Raw genomic sequence first — 20,359 nt, forward strand, 5'->3', positions numbered from 1 at the left:
GAAAATAGTGTAAACAGGAGAAAATGATATGGCTGTAAATTTGACTGAAAAACGTGCAGACGAATTGTTGGAAATCGACGGCATCCGTCTGTTTACAGGTCGTGCCGGCATCAAGCAACAAGACCGCGATGATTTGACGCTGATGGTGTTGGGCGGCGGCCATACGGTGGGCGCGGTGTTTACGCAAAATCGTTTCTGCGCCGCACCGGTGCATATCGCCAAGTCGCATCTGTTTGACCAAGACGGCGTGTGTGCCTTAGTCATCAATACGGGCAATGCCAATGCGGGTACCGGCGCACAAGGCCGTCTGGACGCGATTAAAGTGTGCGCGGCGGCGGCGGAGCAGGTCGGCTGCCAATCCAATCAGATTATGCCGTTTTCAACCGGCGTGATTTTGGAACCCTTGCCTGTGGATAAAATCGTGGCCGCTTTGCCGCAAGTGCGCCCTGCATTTTGGTCGGACGCGGCGCGTGCCATCATGACGACGGATACTGTACCGAAAGCTGCTTCACGCACAGGCCTGGTCGGCGAAAAACACACAGTCCGCGCCACCGGCATCGCCAAAGGTTCGGGCATGATTCATCCGAACATGGCGACCATGTTGTCGTTTATCGCCACCGATGCCAAAGTGTCCCAGCCGATTTTGCAGCTGATGACGCAAGAAATCGCAGACGAAAGTTTCAATACGATTACCGTGGACGGCGATACCAGCACCAACGACAGCTTCGTGATTATGGCGACAGGCCGTTGCGGTCAGAGCGAAATCGACAATACCGCCGATCCGCGCTATGCCCAGCTTAAAGCCTTGCTCGGTTCGCTGGCTTTGGAATTGGCGCAGGCGATTATCCGTGATGGCGAGGGTGCGACCAAGTTCATCACGATTGAAGTACAAAACGCGAAAACCCGCGAAGAGGCGCGCAAAGTGGCTTATGCCGTTGCCCATTCGCCTTTGGTGAAAACCGCTTTCTTTGCCTCCGACCCGAACTTGGGCCGTCTGTTGGCCGCCGTCGGCTATGCCGGTATTGAAGACTTGGACGTCGATGCTTTGAAAATGTGGCTGGATGACGTGTTGGTGGCCGAAAACGGCGGCCGTGCGGAAAGCTATACCGAAGAAGCAGGGCAAGCCGTGATGAACCGTCCGGAAATCACCGTCCACATCGATTTGCAACGCGGCGATACGGAGGCAGTTGTCTATACCTGCGATTTGTCGCACGAGTATGTGTCGATTAACGCGGATTACCGTTCTTAAAAACCTTTATCCTTGTGTTCAGACGGCTTTTGAGCAAAGTATCAAGGCCGTCTGAACACATTGACTGCGTGTTTATGATGAAATTTCCCCAGACTTGGGCGGCGCGCCTCGCCCACAAAATCCGCCAAACCAAACGCCTGTCGAAAAAGAGCATTGCCCTTCTGTTTTTGCTGGCAGGCTCGGCACTGGTTGCCCTGACGGCTTTGATGTTTGCGTACTTGGCAGATTTGGCTTTGGAATGGAACGCATTGCTGGTGGGAAAATATCCGTGGTTTGCGTGGGTGGCTTTGCCGCTGGGTTTGCCGCTTTTAGCATGGTTTACGCGTAAATTTGCGCCGTACACTTCCGGCAGTGGTATCCCTCAGGTCATCGCTTCTTTGTCTTTGCCTTATGGTGCGCAGAAAACCCGTTTGATTCGTCTGGGCGAAACCTTTTTCAAAATTCCGCTGACGTTTTGCGCCATGCTGTTGGGCGCGTCTGTCGGCAGGGAAGGGCCGTCTGTACAAGTGGGTTCGGCGGTCATGAACGCTTGGGGCGCATGGTGTAAAAAGCACGGGCTGGCGTTTAGGGGCATGCAGGAAAACGATTTGATTGCCGCCGGTGCGGCCGGCGGTTTGGCGGCGGCGTTTAACGCACCTTTGGCCGGTGTGGTCTTTGCCATCGAAGAATTGGGGCGCGGCGTGATTTTGCGTTGGGAACGCCAAATCCTGATGGGCGTGTTGGCGGCCGGTTTCATTCAAGTGGCGATACAGGGCAATAACCCGTATTTCTCAGGGTTTCAAGGGCATGAGCTGCCAAACATGCTGATGTGGGCCGCGGTGTCGGGTATAGCCTGCGGCGTGGCAGGCGGATTGTTCGGTAGCTTTTTGTATCGCGGCGCGGCGGCATTCGCGCCGGTACGCTGGCGCAGTTTCATCCGCCGTCATTTGTTGGTGGTCGCCTTTGTGATGGGTATCTTGCTGGCACTGCTCGGTACGTTTTATCAAGGTAAAACCTATGGCACGGGCTATCACGAAGCCGCAGCCGCACTCAAAGGCGCGTATGAAGCGCCGTTCGGCTTGGCCGCCGCAAAATGGGCGGCAACCGTGTTCAGCTATTGGGCAGGCATTCCCGGCGGCATCTTCACGCCGTCGTTAACCATCGGCGCGATGATAGGTGAACACATGGCTTCTTTCGCACAACTGGGCGACGCGTCCAATGTCGCGGTTTTGCTCTGCATGGCCGCATTCCTTGCCGCCGCGACCCAATCGCCGTTGACCGCCGCCGTGGTGGTAATGGAAATGACAGGCGGACAGAATTTGTTGTTTTGGATGCTGCTGACTTGCATCTTCGCTTCGCAAGTATCGCGCCAATTCTCGCCGCATCCGTTTTACCATGCCGCAGGTTTGCGCTTCAGACGGCATATCGAAGCCGAAAGCGGACATGTTCCGCATGAGAAAAAAGAATAGATAGGCATAAAAAAGGCCGTCTGAAAACTAAATTTCAGACGGCCTTTTATATGTCGTTTAAATTTGTATTGCGGTTTATTTAAACAGCAAAATCAGCAATAAAACAACCGCAATCATACCCAGCCACAAACTTTGGCGTTGTTGCACTTTGACCAAATGCACATAGGCATCGCGCATTTCCTGCTGGCGGTTTTCATCAACCAACGCATTGATTTTGCGCGGCAGGGAAGGGATGATTTGCGCCCAGTCGGGGGCTTCGTTTTTGAGGTTGCGCCAAAGGGCTTTGGGGCCGACCTGTTCGTTCATCCAGCGCACCAAAAACGGTTTGGCGGTTTTCCACAAGTCCAAATCGGGATCGAGTTGGCGACCCAAGCCTTCGATGTTGAGCAGCGTTTTTTGCAGCAATACAAGTTGCGGTTGGATTTCGACATTGAAGCGGCGGCTGACTTCAAACAGGCGCATCAGCACCAAGCCGAAGGAAATCTGCGAAATTGGTTTGTTGAACACAGGCTCACACACGGCGCGGACAGCAGCTTCCAATTCTTCCGCGCGCGTGTCGGCAGGCACCCAACCTGATTCGATGTGGGCAGTGGCGACGCGGTGGTAGTCGCGGTTGAAAAAGGCGAGGAAGTTGATGGCAAGATAGCGTTTGTCGTAATCGGTCAGCGTGCCGACGATGCCGAAATCGAGGGCGATGTAGCGGTTGTCGGCGGCGACCAGAATGTTGCCGGGGTGCATATCCGCATGGAAAAAGCCGTCGCGGAATACTTGCGTGAAGAAGATTTCCACGCCGTAATCGGCAAGTTTGTGCAAATCAATGCCGTCGGCTTTGAGTTTGGCAATATCTGATACCGGTGTGCCGTCCATCCATTCGATGGTCAGCACATCGCTGGTGCAGTAGTCGTAAAACACCTTAGGCACAATCAGCATATTGCTGTTTTGGAAATTGCGACCGAGCTGGCTCGCATTGGCGGCTTCGCGCATCAAATCCAATTCGTCGTGCAGGTATTTGTCAAATTCGGCCACCACTTCACGCGGCTTCAAACGCTTGCCGTCTGAAAACAAACGCTCCACCCAGCCTGCACCAAAGCGCATCAGCGACAAATCCTGCTCGATAACGGGCAAAAGGTTGGGGCGCAAGACTTTCACTGCGACCTGTTCGCCCGAATGCAGGCGGGCTTTGTGTACCTGGGCGATAGACGCGCTGGCGACAGGCTCGGTTTCAAATTCTGCGTATAAAGTGTCGATGGATTGGCCCAGCGATTTTTCGATTTGCGAGCGTGAAAGTTGCGAGTCAAACGGCGGCACTTTGTCTTGCAGCCTTGCCAGTTCGACCGCGTAATCATGCGGAATCAAATCGGGGCGCGTGGACAAAACCTGTCCGAATTTGATGAAAATCGGCCCCAGGCTTTCCAAAGCCAAACGCAGGCGCACGGCAGGCATCTCGTGTTTGAACTTGGACGACTGCGGCAGCATATTGAGGAAAGTCCGCGCCCAACCCGGACGGACCAGCGAGGCAATCAGCTCGGCAAGGCGGTAGCGGTAGAGCGTGCAGAGGATGGTTTTGATGCGTTTGAGGCGGTTCATGATGGACGCAGATAAATCGAAAAAACAGAATTATATAGGAAAAACGGGTAAGGGCTTCAGACGGCCTGAGACTTTTGCAAAAACATTTGCCGCATAGCTAACAATTTGATAAAGGCTCAAGTTTTGCCGCTCCAATAAAAAGACGGATATTCACATCATAAATATTCATCGGCTACTTGCCCAAACCGCCGATTCAAGACATAATCGGGAAATGTGCAGGAGAGTGTTACACCCAACTACAATGTAACCACCGAAGGCGCAGACACCCTTAAATCGCTCAGGTATCAGGGACTGCACATTGAAACAAACAATCTGGAGAGCGGCGTTAGAATAACGTCCACCGAAGGGGAGAAGGCCGTCTGAACCACCATTCAGACAACCGCGCAAAGCAGTGAGCAGACTGGTTTGCCGTCATGCGGATACGGCCGAAAATCTCAGGTCCAAGGACAGATAGGGTCATCCGCGCACAGGTGCGCGGGCGGCATCTGAACAAAAAATCCGGAGAAACTTGAGAATGACTGCTCTGAAAACCACCCCATTTCATCAAGCCCATCAAGATGCAGGCGCGAAGCTGGTAGATTTTGCCGGCTGGGAGCTGCCCATCCATTATGGTTCACAAATCGCCGAACACGAAGCCGTGCGCACCGACGCCGGTATGTTTGACGTATCCCATATGCTCGTTACCGACGTAGCAGGCGCAAATGCCAAAGCCTTTTTCCGCAAATTGATTGCCAACGATGTCGCCAAACTCGCTTTTGTCGGCAAAGCCCTTTATTCTGCTTTGCTCAACGACAACGGCGGCGTGATTGACGACTTGATCGTTTACCGCACCAATGAAGCCGAAACCCAATACCGCATCGTGTCCAACGGCGCGACCCGCGAAAAAGATACGGCGCAATTCCACAAAGTCGGACAAGAGTTCGGCGTTGCCTTCAATCCGCGCTACGACCTCGGTATGCTTGCCGTACAAGGCCCGAAAGCCATCGAAAAACTCCTGACCGTCAAACCTGAATGGGCGGACGTGATTCACGGCCTCAAACCGTTCCAAGGTGCAGACTTGGGCAACGACTGGTTTGTCGCCCGTACAGGCTATACCGGCGAAGACGGCGTCGAAGTGATTCTGCCGGGTACCGAAGCCGTCGCATTCTTCAAAGCCCTGCAAGCAGCAGGCGTACAGCCTTGCGGGCTCGGCGCACGCGACACCCTGCGCATGGAGGCCGGTATGAACCTCTATGGCAACGATATGGACGACAATACCAGCCCGCTCGAAGCAGGCATGGGTTGGACCGTTGATTTGAAAGACGAAAGCCGCGATTTCGTCGGTAAAGCCGCATTGGTGGCATTGAAAGAAAAAGGCGTTGCCGTGAAACAGGTCGGCCTGTTGCTCGAAAAAGGCGGCATCCTGCGCGCGCATATGGAAGTGTTGACCGATAAAGGCCAAGGCGAAACCACCAGCGGCGTATTCTCGCCCAGCCTGAAACAATCCATCGCCATCGCCCGCGTACCGAAAGATTTTGACGGCGATACCGCCAAAGTCCTGATTCGCGGCAAGGAAGTGGACGTACGCGTACTGAAGCTGCCGTTTGTCCGCAACGGTCAAAAACAGTTTGATTAATATCGGTTCAGACGGCCTTTATTTGTTAAGGGCCGTCTGAAAGCAGGTTTTAATTGTCGTCCGATACGGACGTTTGTAGAAAGCATTGAACAAGGCATCTGTGGATATTGATTCATGCAGATGCCGTCTGAAAATAACCCCCTATCAATGGAGTATCAAACCATGAGCAACATCCCAGCAGAACTGAAATACGTTGCCAGCCACGAATGGCTGCGCCTTGAAGAAGACGGCACCATCACCGTTGGCATTACCCATCACGCGCAAGAGCTGTTGGGCGACATCGTGTTTGTCGAGCTGCCAGAAGTCGGCGCAAACCTGGCTGCCGAAGAGCAAGCCGGTGTGGTTGAGTCTGTAAAAGCCGCATCTGACGTATACGCTCCGATTGCAGGCGAAATCGTTGCCGTCAACGAAGATTTGCCAAGCGCTCCGGAAACTGCCAACAGCGATCCTTACGGAGCAGGCTGGTTCTTCAAAATCAAACCTGTCAACCCTGCCGATTACGACGGTCTGCTGACTGCCGAACAATACGCAGGCGAAGTAGCTTGATTTTTGCAAACATCCAAACAGGTTTTTCATCTGTTTGATATTGCAGGTCTTAGGTCGTCTGAAAAATGCTTTCAGACGGCCTTTGTTTCAATTTTTCCTCAGCAAACATGAATTACTGCGAATTTGTCGACACGCTTCCTGACGATACGGACAATCCCAACAAACATTATCACGACACGCAATACGGTTTTCCGATTGAGGACGACAATGAATTGTTTGAGCGGCTGGTGTTGGAAATCAATCAGGCAGGATTGAGCTGGACGCTGATGCTGAAGAAGCAGCAGGCATTTCAGACGGCATTTAAAGGTTTTGACATCGATACGGTCGCCGCATTTGACGAAGCCGATATTGAGCGGCTGCTTGCCGATGCAGGCATCGTCCGCAACCGCATGAAAATCAACGCAGCCATTTATAACGCGCGACAAATCAAACAAATACAGCAAGAATACGGCTCATTCAAAAACTGGCTGGATGCGAACCATCCGCTCGACAAGGCTGAATGGGTGAAGCTGTTTAAAAAACATTTCAAATTTGTCGGCGGCGAAATCGTCGGCGAATTTCTGATGAGTACAGGCTACCTGCCCGGCGCGCATGTGGAAACCTGTCCGGTTTATAGGGAAATATTGGCATGTCGTCCAAAATGGGCGGAGGCCGTCTGAAACAACATCTGCAAGAAAAAACAGTGTTGATATCGATAACACCGAAGGAGTAGAAATGAAACTATCTGAATTGTTCAACCCGAACGAATTTGCCGCGCGCCATTTGAGCTTTGGCGACGAGGCTGCGCTTTTGGAAGCGCTCGGCGAGAAGAGCATGGACGATTTTGTCGGCAATACCGTGCCGCAAAGCATCTGTATGCCGTCCGAACTCGATTTGCCCGAGGCTTTGACCGAGGCGGACGCGTTGGCGAAATTGAAAGGCATTGCGTCGAGAAACGTGATCAACAAATCCTATATCGGTTTGGGCTATTACCCGACCCGCGTGCCGAATGTGATTTTGCGTAACGTATTGGAAAATCCGGGTTGGTATACCGCCTACACTCCGTATCAGGCGGAGATTGCCCAAGGTCGTTTGGAAGCGTTGTTAAACTTCCAACAAGTGTGTATCGATTTGACCGGTTTCCCTGTGGCAGGCGCGTCTTTGCTGGACGAGGCAACTGCCGCCGCCGAAGCGATGGCGATGGCGCACCGCGTGGGCAAAGTGAAATCCGAGCGTTTCTTTGTGGATGCGCGCGTATATCCGCAAACTTTGGACGTGATGAAAACCCGCGCCAAATATTTTGGCTTTGAACTGGTGGTCGGCGATTTTGCCCAAGCCGACGAAGGTGAATACTTCGGCGCGCTGTTCCAATACGTCGGCAAAGACGGCGACGTACAAGACTTGCAGGACGTTATCGGCCGTCTGAAAGCCAAAGGCACAATCGTGGCCGTTGCCGCCGACATCATGAGCTTGGTTTTGCTGAAGTCTCCGGCTGAACTGGGCGCAGATATTGCTTTGGGCAACACCCAGCGCTTCGGCGTACCGATGGGCTTCGGTGGTCCGCACGCTGCTTATTTCGCGTTTAAAGATGAGTTCAAACGTTCTGCCCCAGGCCGTATTATCGGTGTATCCAAAGACGCATCGGGCAAACCTGCCTTGCGCATGGCCTTGTCCACCCGCGAGCAACACATCCGCCGCGAAAAAGCGACATCCAATATTTGTACCGCACAAGCATTGCTGGCGAACTTGGCCGGTATGTATGCCGTTTACCACGGCCCTGAAGGCGTGAAACGCATTGCCAACCGCATTCATGCGCTGGCTTCTGCCTTTGCCGATGCGCTGGTTTCAGACGGCCTGAATGTGGTTCACAAGGTCTTCTTCGATACCGTTACCGTTGATTTCGGCAGCAAAGAGAAAGCAGACCAAGTGTTTACCGCTGCTTTGGAATCAGGTTACAACCTGCGCCGCGTTAACAATACTCAAGTTGCGGCTGCGTTCCATGAAACGTCGGCATACGAAGATTTGGTCGATTTGTACCGCGCGTTTACCGGCAAAGATACGTTCACATTTGCCGATGACGTCAAAGGCCGTCTGAATGCCGAATTGCTGCGTCAAGACGATATTCTGCAACATCCTGTGTTCAACAGTTACCACACCGAACACGAAATGTTGCGCTACCTGAAAAAACTCGAAGACCGCGACTTGGCGATGAACCGCAGCATGATTTCGCTCGGTAGCTGCACCATGAAGCTCAATGCGACTGCGGAAATGTTGCCGATTACCTGGGCAGAGTTCACCGACATCCACCCCTACGCCCCAAAAGACCAAGCCGCAGGCTACCGCGCGCTTTTGACCGATATGGAAAACAGCCTGAAAGCCATCACCGGCTTTGACGCGATTTCCTTCCAGCCCAACTCCGGCGCGCAGGGCGAATACAGCGGCATGCTCTCCATCCGCCGCTATCAAGAAGCCAACGGCGAGGGACACCGCAACATCTGTCTGATTCCAAAATCAGCCCACGGCACCAACCCTGCGACTGCGGCCATGCTGGGTTTGAAAGTCGTCGTTGTCGATACCGACGAACACGGCAACGTCAACATCGACGATTTGAAAGCCAAAGCCGAGCAATACCGCGACGCTTTGTCCGCTATCATGATTACTTACCCGTCCACCCACGGCGTGTACGAAGAAGGCATCCGCGACATCTGTCGCATCATCCATGAAAACGGCGGACAGGTTTACATGGACGGCGCCAACCTCAACGCCCAAATCGGCATCATGCAGCCTGCCGAAGTCGGCGCGGACGTGTTGCACATGAACCTGCACAAAACCTTCTGTATCCCTCACGGCGGCGGCGGTCCGGGCGTCGGCCCTATCGGTTTGAAAGCCCACCTTGCCCCGTTTGCACCGGGACACGCTTTGACCGACACCCACAGCGCCAGTGCCGACCAAACCGCCGTTGCTGCTGCGGCCTTCGGTTCTGCGTCCATCCTGCCGATTACTTGGATGTACCTGACCATGATGGGCAAACAAGGCATGGAACAGGCAACACGCTGGGCATTGCTCAATGCCAACTACGTTGCCAAACGTCTGAGCGAAGACTATCCGATTCTGTATACAGGCAAAAACGGCCGCGTCGCGCACGAATGTATCGTTGATTTGCGTCCACTCAAAGCCGAAAGCGGCATCACTGAAACCGACATCGCCAAACGCCTGATGGACTACGGCTTCCACGCGCCGACGGTTTCCTTCCCTGTTGCCGGCACGCTGATGATCGAACCGACTGAGAGCGAAAGCAAAGCCGAACTCGACCGCTTCATCGCCGCCCTGAAACAAATTAAACAGGAAGTGCTGAAAGTCGAGCGCGGCGAATGGCCGAAAGAGGATAATCCGCTGGTGAACGCTCCGCATACCGCATCCGACGTAACCGGCGAATGGGCGCATCCGTACTCCCGCGAAGAAGCCGTCTTCCCATTGCCGTTCGTCCGCGAACACAAATTCTGGCCGAGCGTTAAACGGGTAGATGAAGTGTATGGCGACCGCAATCTGGTTTGCTCCTGCTTGCCGATTGACGCATACGAAGAATAAGCCTGAATAGGTTTAAAATTGAACAGGCCGTCTGAAAATGAAAATAGTTTTCAGATGGCCTTTTGTTTGTTAAGATATTCCGCCCGAGAACGTACGTTTGTTTTGGGTAAAACAACAAATAAGACTTTCGGAAAGATAAACGGCGCATGCCTTTGTTTGCGGAGAAAACCAAAACAGCTTCCCATAACGATAAGCAAAAGGCCGTCTGAAAACAGGAGGATATGATGGACGAACTTTTTATTCAAACGCTGACGATTGCCGGCTCAGATTCCGGCGGCGGCGCGGGTATACAGGCGGATTTGAAGACATTTCAGATGCGCGGCGTGTTCGGTACCAGCGTACTGACCGCGGTTACCGCACAAAATACTTTGGGCGTATCGGCAGTGCATCCGATACCGACCGACATGATTGCCGCACAAATTGCCGCGATTCAGGAAGATTTCCAAATCCGCGCCTATAAAATCGGCATGCTGGGTACGGCGGAAATCATCGAATGCGTGGTGGAACAAACCGCCGAATGCGACTTCGGCAAACGCGTGTTGGATCCGGTCATGATTGCCAAAGGCGGTGCGCCGTTGTTGGAAAATTCAGCCGTCGAAGCCATGAAGCGCCTGCTGCTGCCACATACGGACGTATTGACCCCCAATCTGCCCGAAGCGCAGGCCTTGACGGGCATCAATATTGAAAACCGCCAAGATGCGGAACGCGCCGCCAAAATTCTTCAGGATTGGGGCGTGAAAAATGTGGTGATTAAAGGCGGCCATCTTGCCGACAGCCAAAGCGAATATTGCACCGACTGGCTGTTTACGCCAAACGAAACCATCGAGCTGAACAGCAAACGTTTCCCAACGCCGCATACGCATGGCACAGGCTGCACGTTTTCAGCCTGTATTGCTGCCGAGCTGGCAAAAGGGTTTAGTGTTCCCGAGGCGGTTCAGACGGCAAAAAACTATATTGCCGCCGCCATTTCCCATCCTTTGGGCATCGGTGCAGGGCACGGGCCGGTCAACCATTGGGCGTATCGGGACGAATAATGCGTTTAGGCCAATTGTAATTGATTGTATTTTTCAGACGGCCTGACTAGGTTTATCACTTGAAATTGTTTACAATATCGGATTAATGCTTTTACGGATAAAAAAGACACCATGCAAGTTACCTCAAAATGGATAGACGGAATGTGCTTCGTCGGTACAACGGCAAACGGACACAGCGTCGTAATGGAAGGCGTGGCGGCTGAAGGCGAAGTCAAGCGCGGCCCCAGCCCGATGGAAATGCTGCTGTTGGGCGTAGCAGGCTGTTCCAGCATCGATGTGGTGATGATTGCCGAGAAACAACGCCAAAAAATCACCGACTGCCGTGCCGAAGTGACTGCCAAACGCGCCGACACCGCGCCGCGCGTGTTTACCGAAATCCATATCCACTTCAAAGTGTATGGCCGGGGTTTGCAAGAAAGCGCGATTGAGCGCGCCGTACAGATGTCCGCCGAAAAATATTGCTCCGCATCGATTATGCTGGGCAAAGCGGCAAAAATGAGCCACAGCTTCGAAATCGTCGAAGCAGAATAGGGCGGTTTTCAAGGAAAAAGCCGGAGCGTGAACCGGCTACCCACAAAAAAAGCAGATATATTCACGCATTAACATGAATATATCTGCTTGCTTTTTATTCCTTTTTCTCTCTCTCTATCAGCCTTTATAACTTGGCTTGTTGACCTCATTGTGCAAGTTTCGTTTAACATTGTCAACAATTTTTAATTATATTTTAACCAACCCTGAAATATGCAGGTCTGCAAGCCATTGCGCCTCAACACAAATACTGGGGAAACATTATGGATTACGAAAATAATACCAACGTTGCGCCTGCAACTTCATCGCTTATTTTGGAAGAGCGTCACGATTCCGAGCTTTTCCGCGTGTACGCATTGATTTTGGACGGGATTACCGACCATCTGTTGCTGCCGGGCAAAAAATTGACCGAGTCCGAGCTGTGCCGGCAAATGGTTTGCTCGCGCAATACCGTGCGTGGCGCATTATCGCTTTTGGCGCACGATAAAATCGTCGATTTGCAGCCCAACCGCGGCGCATTTGTCCATGTGCCGGACTTGAAAGAAATGAAAGACGTGTTCAACACGCGTATCGAAATGGAAAGCATGATTTTGAGCGTCCTCATCGATATGCCTGATTTGGAAACGCGTCTGCAACCGCTTTATGCCATGATTGAGCAAGAGGGCGCAGCCTCCGAAAGCGGCGACCGCGTGGGTTGGAACCGCCTGTCCAATGCCTTCCATGTCGAATTGGCGCGGCTGCTGGACAACGATGTCCTGTTTGAAATCATGAATACCTTGTGCGCGCGTTCCTCACTGATTGTGGCCGTTTCCGATCCGCTTCGCAAAGAAAAGCGCACCATCAATTCCAATTCGCACCATGAACACCGCGAAATCCTCGATTTATTGGTGGCCGGCAAGCGTAACCGTGTGACCAAAGTCATGCGCCGCCACTTGAGTGCGTGCATCGAACGCTTGGAACAGAAACTCGAAATGTAATCGGTTTGACAATAAAAAGGCCGTCTGAAATATTCAGACGGCCATTGGTTTATCCCTGCAAAGCAAAACGCCATGAAACCCAAAATCCAAAGACACGAACATATCCTCACCCTTATCCGCGAACATAACTTCATGACGGTGGAAGAATTGGCGGCGAATTTGGATGTTACGCCGCAAACCATACGCCGCGATGTGCAGGAATTGAGCGAAACCGGACAGCTCAAACGCTATCACGGCGGCGCGTCTTTGGGCGACGTTTCAGTCGTAACGGCAGGGCAGGAGCGGCGCAACCATCAGCAGCAGGAAAAAAACGCCATTGCCCGGCTGATTGCTTCCACCATTCCCGACAATGCCTCGCTCTTTATCAGCATCGGCACCACCATGGAAGCCGTCGCCGCCGAGTTGGTCAGACAGCGTAAAAACCTGCGGATTATCACCAACAACATCTACGCCGCCTCCATCACTGCGGCGCGTACCGACTACACGGTCATCATCGCTTCCGGTGTGGTCCGTCCGTTGGACGGCGGTATTACGGGTGTGGCGACCGTCGATTTCATCAACCAATTCAAAGTCGACTATGCCATCATGAGTACCCACGGCATAGAAAACGACGGCTCGCTTTTGGATGACGATTACAAGGAAGTCAGCGTGATGCAGGCGATGGTGAACAATGCCCGCGTGCGCTATCTCGGCGTCGACCACAGCAAGTTCAACAGCAATGCCCTGGTCAGACTGGGCGATATCGGCGCATTCGATAAGCTATTTACCGACCGCACACCATCCGCCGCCATGCAGAAAACCCTAAACGAGCGCGGCGTGGCGTGGCAGGTTGCCGACCCTGTATCAAAGTAGCCAAGTCGGGTACAATTGAGCCATCATTCCATTCCTTTCAGACGGCCTGATTGAATGCCCAGGCCGTCTGAAAACAGAAAATCATCTTTCCATCAAAGAAATATTATGTTGAATAAAGACCAATTCGCGGACAACCACTTTATCCGCACCATCATCGAAGAAGACCTCAAAAGCGGCAAACATACAGCCATCCAAACCCGTTTCCCGCCCGAGCCGAACGGCTATCTGCATATCGGCCACGCCAAATCCATCTGCCTGAACTTCGGTTTGGCGTATATTTATGACGGCTTGTGCAACCTGCGTTTCGATGACACTAACCCCGAAAAAGAAAACGACGAATACGTCAATGCCATCAAAGAAGATGTTGAGTGGCTCGGTTTTCATTGGGCGGGCGAGCCGCGTTTCGCTTCCAACTATTTCGACCAGCTTTATGACTACGCCGTCGGTTTAATCAAAGACGGCAAAGCCTATGTGGATGATTTGACGCCCGAAGAAATGCGCGAATACCGCGGCACGCTGACCGAAGCGGGCAAAAACAGCCCCTACCGCGACCGAAGCGTCGAAGAAAACCTCGACCTGTTCACACGCATGAAAAACGGCGAGTTCCCCGACGGCAGCAAAACCCTGCGCCTGAAAATCGACATGGCATCCGGCAACATCAATATGCGCGACCCCGTCATCTACCGCATCCGCCGCGCCCATCACCACAACACCGGTGACAAATGGTGCATCTACCCGATGTACGACTACACGCACTGCATTTCCGATGCTATCGAGGGCATCACGCATTCCTTGTGTACACTCGAATTTGAAGCACACCGTCCGTTGTACGACTGGGTGTTGGACAACATTCCTGCGCCGCACGCCACACGTCCACGCCAATACGAATTTTCCCGTTTGGAGCTTCTGTATTCCATCACGTCCAAACGCAAGCTGAACCAACTGGTTTCAGACGGCCACGTTGCCGGTTGGGATGATCCGCGTATGCCGACCATTTCCGGTATGCGCCGCCGCGGCTACACGCCCGAAGGCTTGCGCCTGTTTGCCAAACGCGCCGGTATTTCCAAATCTGAAAACATCGTTGACATGAGCGTGTTGGAAGGTGCGATTCGTGAAGAGTTGGAAAACTCTGCGCCACGCATGATGGCGGTTTTGAACCCGCTCAAAGTGACCCTGACCAACTTTGAAGCCGGTAAAACCCAAAGCCGCCGTGCCGCATTCCATCCGAACCACGAGGAAATGGGCGATCGCGAAGTACCTATTTCACAAACCATTTACATCGAAGCCGACGACTTTGCCGAAAATCCGCCTAAAGGCTTCAAACGCCTGATTCCCGGCGGCGAAGTGCGTTTGCGCCATGGCTATGTCATCAAATGCGATGAAGTAGTAAAAGACGCAGCGGGCAATGTGGTTGAACTCAAATGCAGTATCGACCACGATACCTTGGGCAAAAATCCCGAAGGCCGCAAAGTTAAAGGCGTGATTCACTGGGTGTCTGCCGAACACGCAGCCGAAATTAAAGTCCGCCTGTACGACCGCCTCTTTACCGTCGAGCGTCCCGATGCCGTGCGCGGCGAAGACGGCAACTATCTGCCGTTTACCGATTTCCTCAATCCAGAATCCATCAAGGAAATCACCGCCTACGCCGAACCTGTCGCAAAAGATTTGCCGGCGGAGAGCCGTTGGCAGTTTGAACGCATCGGCTATTTTGTGACCGACCGCAAAGACCACAGCAAAGATATGCCGGTGTTTAACCGCACGGTTACGCTGAAAGATTCTTGGCAGCCTAAGTAATCTGTTTGCAGTCGTTAAATTGAAGGCCGTCTGAAAACGTGAAATCCGGTTTTCAGACGGCCTTTGTCGATAAAGGGATGAGATGGAACGTTATTCTGTACATTTGAAACTGCTGGGAATGGCGGTGTTGTGGGGTGCGTCCTGGCCGATGGGGCGGATGCTGGGGCAGTCGCTGCCGCCGTTGACGGGCGGGGCGGTTCGGTTTGTCTTGGCTTCGATTTTGTTGTTGGGCTGGTTGTTTGCGCGCAGCAGGTTTGCGACTTTGGCGGCTTTGTCGGCACGGCAATGGCTGGGTTTGACGGTGGCCGCTTCCGTCGGGGTGTGCGGCTATGCGGTGTTTTTTATGCTGGGTTTGCAGACTATGCCGGCGGGTAAGGCGGCGGTGGTCGTGGCGGTGAACCCCGTGTTAACGTTGCTGTTGGCAACTTGGTTTTTCGGCGAGCGTTTAAATGCGAAGATTTTGGCGGGTATGCTGCTGGCGGTCGGCGGTGCCATTATGGTGGTAACGCAAGGGCAGCCGTTGACGGTATTATCGGGCGGCATCAAGGCGGGGGAGTGGCTGATTTTCGGCTGCGTGGTCTGTTGGGCGGCTTATACCTTAATTGGACGTGCGGTTTTACGCGGCATAGATGCGCTGACGGTAACGACGGCAACTTCGTTCATTGGTGCGTTGATGTTGTCGGTGGTGGCGTTGTGGACGGACGGAATGCCGTTTGAGGCGATAGCGGCAATGGATGGGCGCGGTTGGACAGCCTTGGCGTGGCTGGTCATCGGTGCGACGGTATTGGCCTATGCGTGGTATTTCGAAGGCGTAAAGACTTTGGGTGCAGGCAGCGCGGCGGCGTATATTACGCTTGTGCCGATTTTCGGTGTGCTGTCTTCGGCGTGGTTTTTGGGCGAACCGCTGCATATTTCGCTGGTTGCGGGTTGTGCGGCAGCGGTCGGCGGCATGACGCTGATGCGGTACGGGCAGAGGGCCGTCTGAAGTTGGGTAAATACTCGGATTTTTGGCGATAGGGTTGCGATTGCCAAGCTGTTGCCGGCCATAATCTTATTGTATGGTAAGATTATGGTCTCGGCTCAGCGTTCGATTTAAAAATTTGACACCCTGCCTCCAACTGCCTAAAATTCAACTTTCTCAAAAATCTACCGTATCCTGCGGCACGATTTCATACTTTCAGACGGCCTTTGTGCCATCTCTCTGATACCATTCAAAATATATCAATACTATGCACGTTTCAGAACTCCAAACCCTCCACATTTCCAAACTCTTGGAAATGGCAGAAGAACATGGCATTGAAAACGCCAACCGTTTCCGCAAACAAGACCTCGTTTTTGCCATCGTCCGCCAGATGATGAAGCAAAATGTCAGCTTTACCTGTTCCGGCACACTCGAAATCCTGCCCGACGGCTTCGGTTTCCTGCGCAGCGCAGATACTTCTTACCTTGCCGGTCCTGACGATATTTATGTTTCGCCCACGCAAATCCGCCGCTTCAATCTGCATACCGGTGACACCATCGAAGGCAGTGTGCGCGTACCTAAAGACAACGAGCGCTATTTCGCGCTTGTCCGCCTCGATACCATCAACGGCGATCCGCCCGAAGTCTGCAAACACAAAATCCTCTTTGAAAACCTTACGCCTTTATTCCCAACCGAACAATTCAAGCTTGAGCGAGACATCAAAGCCGAAGAGAATCTGACCGGCCGCGCCATCGACTTGGTTTCCCCAATCGGTAAAGGCCAACGTGCATTGTTGGTGGCGCCGCCTAAAACCGGTAAAACCGTAATGTTGCAAAACATTGCCCATGCCATTACCGCCAATTATCCCGATGTCGAGCTGATTGTCCTGTTGATTGACGAGCGTCCGGAAGAAGTGACCGAAATGAGCCGTTCTGTACGCGGCGAAGTCGTTTCCTCTACGTTTGACGAGCCTGCGCAACGCCATGTACAAGTGGCCGAGATGGTGATTGAAAAAGCCAAACGCATGGTCGAACATAAAAAAGATGTGGTGATTCTGTTGGATTCGATTACCCGTTTGGCGCGCGCCTACAATACCGTTGTGCCGACTTCGGGCAAAATTCTGACCGGCGGTGTCGATGCTAACGCCTTGCACCGTCCGAAACGCTTTTTCGGTGCGGCGCGTAATGTGGAAGAGGGCGGTTCGCTCACTATTATTGCGACGGCGCTTGTTGAAACCGGCAGCCGCATGGACGACGTGATTTACGAAGAGTTCAAAGGTACGGGCAATATGGAATTGCACCTTGACCGCCGAATGGCAGAAAAACGCCTGTTCCCGGCTATCAGCATCAATAAATCCGGTACGCGCCGCGAAGAATTGCTGGTGCCGAACGATCAGTTGCAACGTATGTGGCTCTTGCGCAAATTCCTGCATCCTATGGACGAAATCGAAGCGACCGAGTTTTTGGTGGGCAAACTCAAAGACTCTAAAAACAATGACGATTTCTTTGAATTGATGCGCGGTAAATAAGCATAAGGCCGTCTGAACATGTTTCAGACGGCCTTTACTTTGCTTGAGGAATCTTTATGACCATCCGAATGAATTGGCAAAACTTATTGTCCACCCAACGCTTCCGTACCAAAAACGGCGAAATCGTGCCGACCGTTACCCCTTCGACTCAGGAAGGTGCAGATGCCTTGCGTACGGATTTTCACATCGACTACGACCGGGTTGTTTTTTCCGGAGCCTTCCGCCGCCTTGGCCGTAAAACACAGGTGCATCCGTTGGCGCAGCACGACTTAACGCACAACCGCTTGACGCACAGCGTTGAAGTTGCCAGCGTGGGCAGGAGCTTGGGCAACCGCGTGGGCGTGATGTTGCACAACGGCGGTTTTCTGCCGCAGGGCAATACGCCCAGCGATATTGGTGCTGTGGTGCAGGTTGCCTGTTTGGCACATGATTTGGGCAATCCGCCGTTTGGCCATACCGGCGAAGATGCTTTGCGCGATTGGTTTAGACGGCCTGAACATCAAATTTATCTGAACACATTAAACGAAGCGGAACGCAACGACATTCAAACCTATGAAGGCAATGCGCATAGCCTGCGTATCGTCGCCAGCCTTGAAATGTATCCCGAGGCGGGCGGAATGCGCCTGACTGCTGCAGCCATCGGCGCATTACTGAAGTATCCGTGGACAACGCAACATCCGAACGGCAGAAAAAAATTCAATATTTATCAAACCGAGTTGCCGTTTATCCGTCAAGTTGCCGACGAATTGGGGCTGGTTTCCGCAGGAGCAGACAGCTGGGCGCGTCATCCTTTGTCTTATTTGATGGAGGCCGCCGACGATATTTGCTATGCCTTGCTGGACTTGGAAGATGCCGTCGAATTGGATTTGCTCACGGATACGGAAGTAGAAAGTATTTTGTCCGAGCTGACCTTTGCCGAAAGCGCGTGGCACGCCAGCTCCAGTCGTCAGCGTTGCGCCATGTTGCGCGGCATTGCGATCGGCAAGGCAATTGATGATGTCGCGCAAACCTTTATGCTGCATCAGTCTGACTTGTTGGATGGAACATTCAAAGGCAAAGACTTGCTTGCTCTGTGTAGCCCGCAAGTGCAAAACACTTTGGCAAAAGCGAAAGAATTGGCGCAAACACGGATTTTCCGCCATCACACCAAGCTCTTGACCGAGATCGCCACGTTCCCATGTTTAGGCTCCATCTTGGATTTACTCGTCCCTGCCGCTTATGCCCTGATTGCTGAAAAACAGCTGGCAACACGCCAGTCTTTGGTGTTGGAATTATTGAAAAAGCACAATCCGATTCTTCCTGAAGACAGTCTGTATCAGGCCTATATGAAGATTTTGGATTTTGTCGGCGGCATGACCGATAATTCCGCCGCCAAAATGGCGCAGGATTTGTCAGGAGTAGGGATTTTACGTTAATTTTATATTATTTAATTTCAAATAGTTAAATAAAAATATAAAAAATATCCGTGAAAAGGGTAGACAGGTTTTAGGAAAGCCTATATTATTCGGTCTTCTTGATTCACAACGCACTAGCGAAGTGATGAGGATGCACCCGTAGCTCAGTTGGATAGAGTATCTGGCTACGAACCAGAGGGTCGGGCGTTCGAATCGCTCCGGGTGCGCCACAAGATTTATCCGCGCCCATCGTCTAGCGGTTAGGACATCGCCCTTTCACGGCGGTAACCGGGGTTCGATTCCCCGTGGGCGTGCCAGTTTTCAAAAAAACGCAATCTGTTTTAGATTGCGTTTTTTTATTGCATTTACTGTTTGTGCTCTAAGGCCGTCTGAAACGCTTAGCAACTCAAGAGACAGAAGTGTGTAAAATCAATTGCCCAGACTTTTTGTCGTTCTATGTGTTTTTCAATCTTATTTTACTATTGTCAAAACCCGATTTATTGACAATAGTATTCATCTTAAAAATTCCCAAACCTGAATTTACATGATTTCATATTTATAATTATTTGATTTTATAATATAAAAATATTTATTTGAACTTTTCTTAAAAAATGCCGTCTGAGATAAAGACAAGACGGAATATCTCTGTTAATGTGTAAATGTCAGCCGGCGTTTGCCGGTTTTTTATTGAAACCATTTGGGAGTCAATTATGAATATGAATGTTAAATTAATCGTTCCTGCTGTTTTGGCGGCTGTTGCCCTGACTGCATGTAGCAGCGGTTCTAAAGCCAAACCTGAAGCCAAAGCTGCGCCTACTGCGCAACAACAAACTCAAGCTCAGGCTCAACAAGCTCAAGCTCCAGTACCTAATACTTTGAAAGTAGACTCTATCGACGGTACTAAAGAAGTTCACTACAAATGCGGTAAAGACGGCAAAGAGCCTCTGAGCGTCATGTACGGCTTCAAAGGCAACGAAGTTGTTGCCGCCCAAGTAAAATACAAAGGTCAACTAACTGAAAACCTGTTCCGTATCACTGACAGCAGCAAAGATGTAAACGCATTCTGGGGCGGTAATGTTGCTTGGGTTGCTGAAGCTGCCACTGCAGCCAACGTAGACAAAGTTGACGGCAACATGCTGACTATCCGCGGTACTACCGAAGTAAACGGCAAACAAGAAGTGGTTGATCAAATCGTTACCCGCTTCTGCGCATTGGACAAAGGCGCGAAAGCTGCTGCTAAACCAGCCGCTAAAAAAGCAAAAAAATAATTTTTTACCGA

General features: G+C 52.1%; 16 protein-coding genes, 2 tRNA genes and 1 riboswitch. Of the genes, 17 read left to right on the plus strand and 1 reads right to left on the minus strand.

All coding sequences use genetic code 11. From position 1 onward, the window contains the following. Window positions 1-28: 28 nt before the first annotated feature. Window positions 29-1,249 (plus strand): bifunctional glutamate N-acetyltransferase/amino-acid acetyltransferase ArgJ, encoded by a 1,221-nt coding sequence (argJ, locus tag HMPREF2606_RS09745; protein WP_070843580.1) that lies wholly within the window; start codon window positions 29-31, stop codon window positions 1,247-1,249. Between the two features lie 77 nt (window positions 1,250-1,326). Next, window positions 1,327-2,697, plus strand: a complete 1,371-nt coding sequence (locus tag HMPREF2606_RS09750) for a chloride channel protein (protein WP_083325227.1) — start codon at window positions 1,327-1,329, stop codon at window positions 2,695-2,697. 75 nt (window positions 2,698-2,772) lie between these two features. On the opposite strand, the gene ubiB is transcribed toward HMPREF2606_RS09750, so the two are convergent. Further along, the gene (gene ubiB / locus HMPREF2606_RS09755; protein WP_070843582.1) at window positions 2,773-4,284 is read right to left on the minus strand and encodes a ubiquinone biosynthesis regulatory protein kinase UbiB; all 1,512 of its coding nucleotides are present in this window, start codon (window positions 4,282-4,284) and stop codon (window positions 2,773-2,775) included. Between the two features lie 206 nt (window positions 4,285-4,490). Further along, a riboswitch (glycine riboswitch) is annotated at window positions 4,491-4,588 on the plus strand. 210 nt (window positions 4,589-4,798) lie between these two features. Between ubiB and gcvT the strand changes: the two genes are divergently transcribed. From gcvT to HMPREF2606_RS09830, 15 genes are all read left to right on the plus strand, one after another. Beyond that, a complete protein-coding gene (gene gcvT, locus HMPREF2606_RS09760; RefSeq protein ID WP_070843583.1) occupies window positions 4,799-5,899 on the plus strand; it encodes a glycine cleavage system aminomethyltransferase GcvT in 1,101 nt (366 codons plus the stop codon). 147 nt (window positions 5,900-6,046) lie between these two features. Next, complete coding sequence (gene gcvH / locus HMPREF2606_RS09765) at window positions 6,047-6,445, plus strand: glycine cleavage system protein GcvH (protein ID WP_070584792.1); 399 nt, start codon at window positions 6,047-6,049, stop codon at window positions 6,443-6,445. A 107-nt stretch (window positions 6,446-6,552) separates the two neighbouring features. After that, on the plus strand, window positions 6,553-7,104 hold the full coding sequence (locus tag HMPREF2606_RS09770; RefSeq protein ID WP_070843584.1) for a DNA-3-methyladenine glycosylase I: 552 nt from the start codon (window positions 6,553-6,555) through the stop codon (window positions 7,102-7,104). Between the two features lie 55 nt (window positions 7,105-7,159). Then, a complete protein-coding gene (gene gcvP / locus HMPREF2606_RS09775; RefSeq protein WP_070843585.1) occupies window positions 7,160-10,012 on the plus strand; it encodes an aminomethyl-transferring glycine dehydrogenase in 2,853 nt (950 codons plus the stop codon). Between the two features lie 224 nt (window positions 10,013-10,236). Beyond that, window positions 10,237-11,046, plus strand: a complete 810-nt coding sequence (thiD, locus tag HMPREF2606_RS09780) for a bifunctional hydroxymethylpyrimidine kinase/phosphomethylpyrimidine kinase (protein ID WP_070843586.1) — start codon at window positions 10,237-10,239, stop codon at window positions 11,044-11,046. 111 nt (window positions 11,047-11,157) lie between these two features. Then, window positions 11,158-11,577 (plus strand): OsmC family protein, encoded by a 420-nt coding sequence (locus tag HMPREF2606_RS09785; RefSeq protein WP_070843587.1) that lies wholly within the window; start codon window positions 11,158-11,160, stop codon window positions 11,575-11,577. A gap of 260 nt (window positions 11,578-11,837) precedes the next feature. Then, a complete protein-coding gene (locus tag HMPREF2606_RS09790; protein ID WP_003748847.1) occupies window positions 11,838-12,551 on the plus strand; it encodes a GntR family transcriptional regulator in 714 nt (237 codons plus the stop codon). Window positions 12,552-12,623: 72 nt separating this feature from the next. Then, the gene (locus tag HMPREF2606_RS09795) at window positions 12,624-13,403 is read left to right on the plus strand and encodes a DeoR/GlpR family DNA-binding transcription regulator (RefSeq protein ID WP_070836822.1); all 780 of its coding nucleotides are present in this window, start codon (window positions 12,624-12,626) and stop codon (window positions 13,401-13,403) included. A 105-nt stretch (window positions 13,404-13,508) separates the two neighbouring features. Continuing rightward, a complete protein-coding gene (locus HMPREF2606_RS09800) occupies window positions 13,509-15,197 on the plus strand; it encodes a glutamine--tRNA ligase/YqeY domain fusion protein (RefSeq protein WP_070713528.1) in 1,689 nt (562 codons plus the stop codon). An 82-nt stretch (window positions 15,198-15,279) separates the two neighbouring features. After that, window positions 15,280-16,182 (plus strand): DMT family transporter, encoded by a 903-nt coding sequence (locus tag HMPREF2606_RS09805; protein ID WP_070713526.1) that lies wholly within the window; start codon window positions 15,280-15,282, stop codon window positions 16,180-16,182. A 244-nt stretch (window positions 16,183-16,426) separates the two neighbouring features. Beyond that, window positions 16,427-17,686, plus strand: a complete 1,260-nt coding sequence (gene rho, locus HMPREF2606_RS09810; protein ID WP_003748836.1) for a transcription termination factor Rho — start codon at window positions 16,427-16,429, stop codon at window positions 17,684-17,686. Window positions 17,687-17,742: 56 nt separating this feature from the next. Further along, window positions 17,743-19,101 carry a deoxyguanosinetriphosphate triphosphohydrolase gene (locus tag HMPREF2606_RS09815; protein WP_070713522.1) on the plus strand — a complete coding sequence of 453 codons (1,359 nt, stop codon included), beginning with the start codon at window positions 17,743-17,745 and terminating at the stop codon, window positions 19,099-19,101. Window positions 19,102-19,233: 132 nt separating this feature from the next. Beyond that, window positions 19,234-19,310: transfer RNA gene (locus tag HMPREF2606_RS09820), tRNA-Arg, on the plus strand. Between the two features lie 12 nt (window positions 19,311-19,322). Next, window positions 19,323-19,397: transfer RNA gene (locus HMPREF2606_RS09825), tRNA-Glu, on the plus strand. A 393-nt stretch (window positions 19,398-19,790) separates the two neighbouring features. Then, on the plus strand, window positions 19,791-20,348 hold the full coding sequence (locus HMPREF2606_RS09830) for a hypothetical protein (RefSeq protein ID WP_070843596.1): 558 nt from the start codon (window positions 19,791-19,793) through the stop codon (window positions 20,346-20,348). The last annotated feature ends 11 nt before the right edge of the window (window positions 20,349-20,359 follow it).

This window comes from Neisseria sp. HMSC070H10 (assembly GCF_001837635.1).
Taxonomy (GTDB): domain Bacteria; phylum Pseudomonadota; class Gammaproteobacteria; order Burkholderiales; family Neisseriaceae; genus Neisseria; species Neisseria subflava_A.

Coding starts and splice junctions, on each gene's coding strand:
- argJ (WP_070843580.1), top strand. CDS start 29: ATGGCTGTAAATTTGACTGAAAAACGTGCAGACGAATTGTTGGAAATC.
- HMPREF2606_RS09750 (WP_083325227.1), top strand. CDS start 1,327: ATGAAATTTCCCCAGACTTGGGCGGCGCGCCTCGCCCACAAAATCCGC.
- ubiB (WP_070843582.1), bottom strand. CDS start 4,284: ATGAACCGCCTCAAACGCATCAAAACCATCCTCTGCACGCTCTACCGC.
- gcvT (WP_070843583.1), top strand. CDS start 4,799: ATGACTGCTCTGAAAACCACCCCATTTCATCAAGCCCATCAAGATGCA.
- gcvH (WP_070584792.1), top strand. CDS start 6,047: ATGGAGTATCAAACCATGAGCAACATCCCAGCAGAACTGAAATACGTT.
- HMPREF2606_RS09770 (WP_070843584.1), top strand. CDS start 6,553: ATGAATTACTGCGAATTTGTCGACACGCTTCCTGACGATACGGACAAT.
- gcvP (WP_070843585.1), top strand. CDS start 7,160: ATGAAACTATCTGAATTGTTCAACCCGAACGAATTTGCCGCGCGCCAT.
- thiD (WP_070843586.1), top strand. CDS start 10,237: ATGGACGAACTTTTTATTCAAACGCTGACGATTGCCGGCTCAGATTCC.
- HMPREF2606_RS09785 (WP_070843587.1), top strand. CDS start 11,158: ATGCAAGTTACCTCAAAATGGATAGACGGAATGTGCTTCGTCGGTACA.
- HMPREF2606_RS09790 (WP_003748847.1), top strand. CDS start 11,838: ATGGATTACGAAAATAATACCAACGTTGCGCCTGCAACTTCATCGCTT.
- HMPREF2606_RS09795 (WP_070836822.1), top strand. CDS start 12,624: ATGAAACCCAAAATCCAAAGACACGAACATATCCTCACCCTTATCCGC.
- HMPREF2606_RS09800 (WP_070713528.1), top strand. CDS start 13,509: ATGTTGAATAAAGACCAATTCGCGGACAACCACTTTATCCGCACCATC.
- HMPREF2606_RS09805 (WP_070713526.1), top strand. CDS start 15,280: ATGGAACGTTATTCTGTACATTTGAAACTGCTGGGAATGGCGGTGTTG.
- rho (WP_003748836.1), top strand. CDS start 16,427: ATGCACGTTTCAGAACTCCAAACCCTCCACATTTCCAAACTCTTGGAA.
- HMPREF2606_RS09815 (WP_070713522.1), top strand. CDS start 17,743: ATGACCATCCGAATGAATTGGCAAAACTTATTGTCCACCCAACGCTTC.
- HMPREF2606_RS09830 (WP_070843596.1), top strand. CDS start 19,791: ATGAATATGAATGTTAAATTAATCGTTCCTGCTGTTTTGGCGGCTGTT.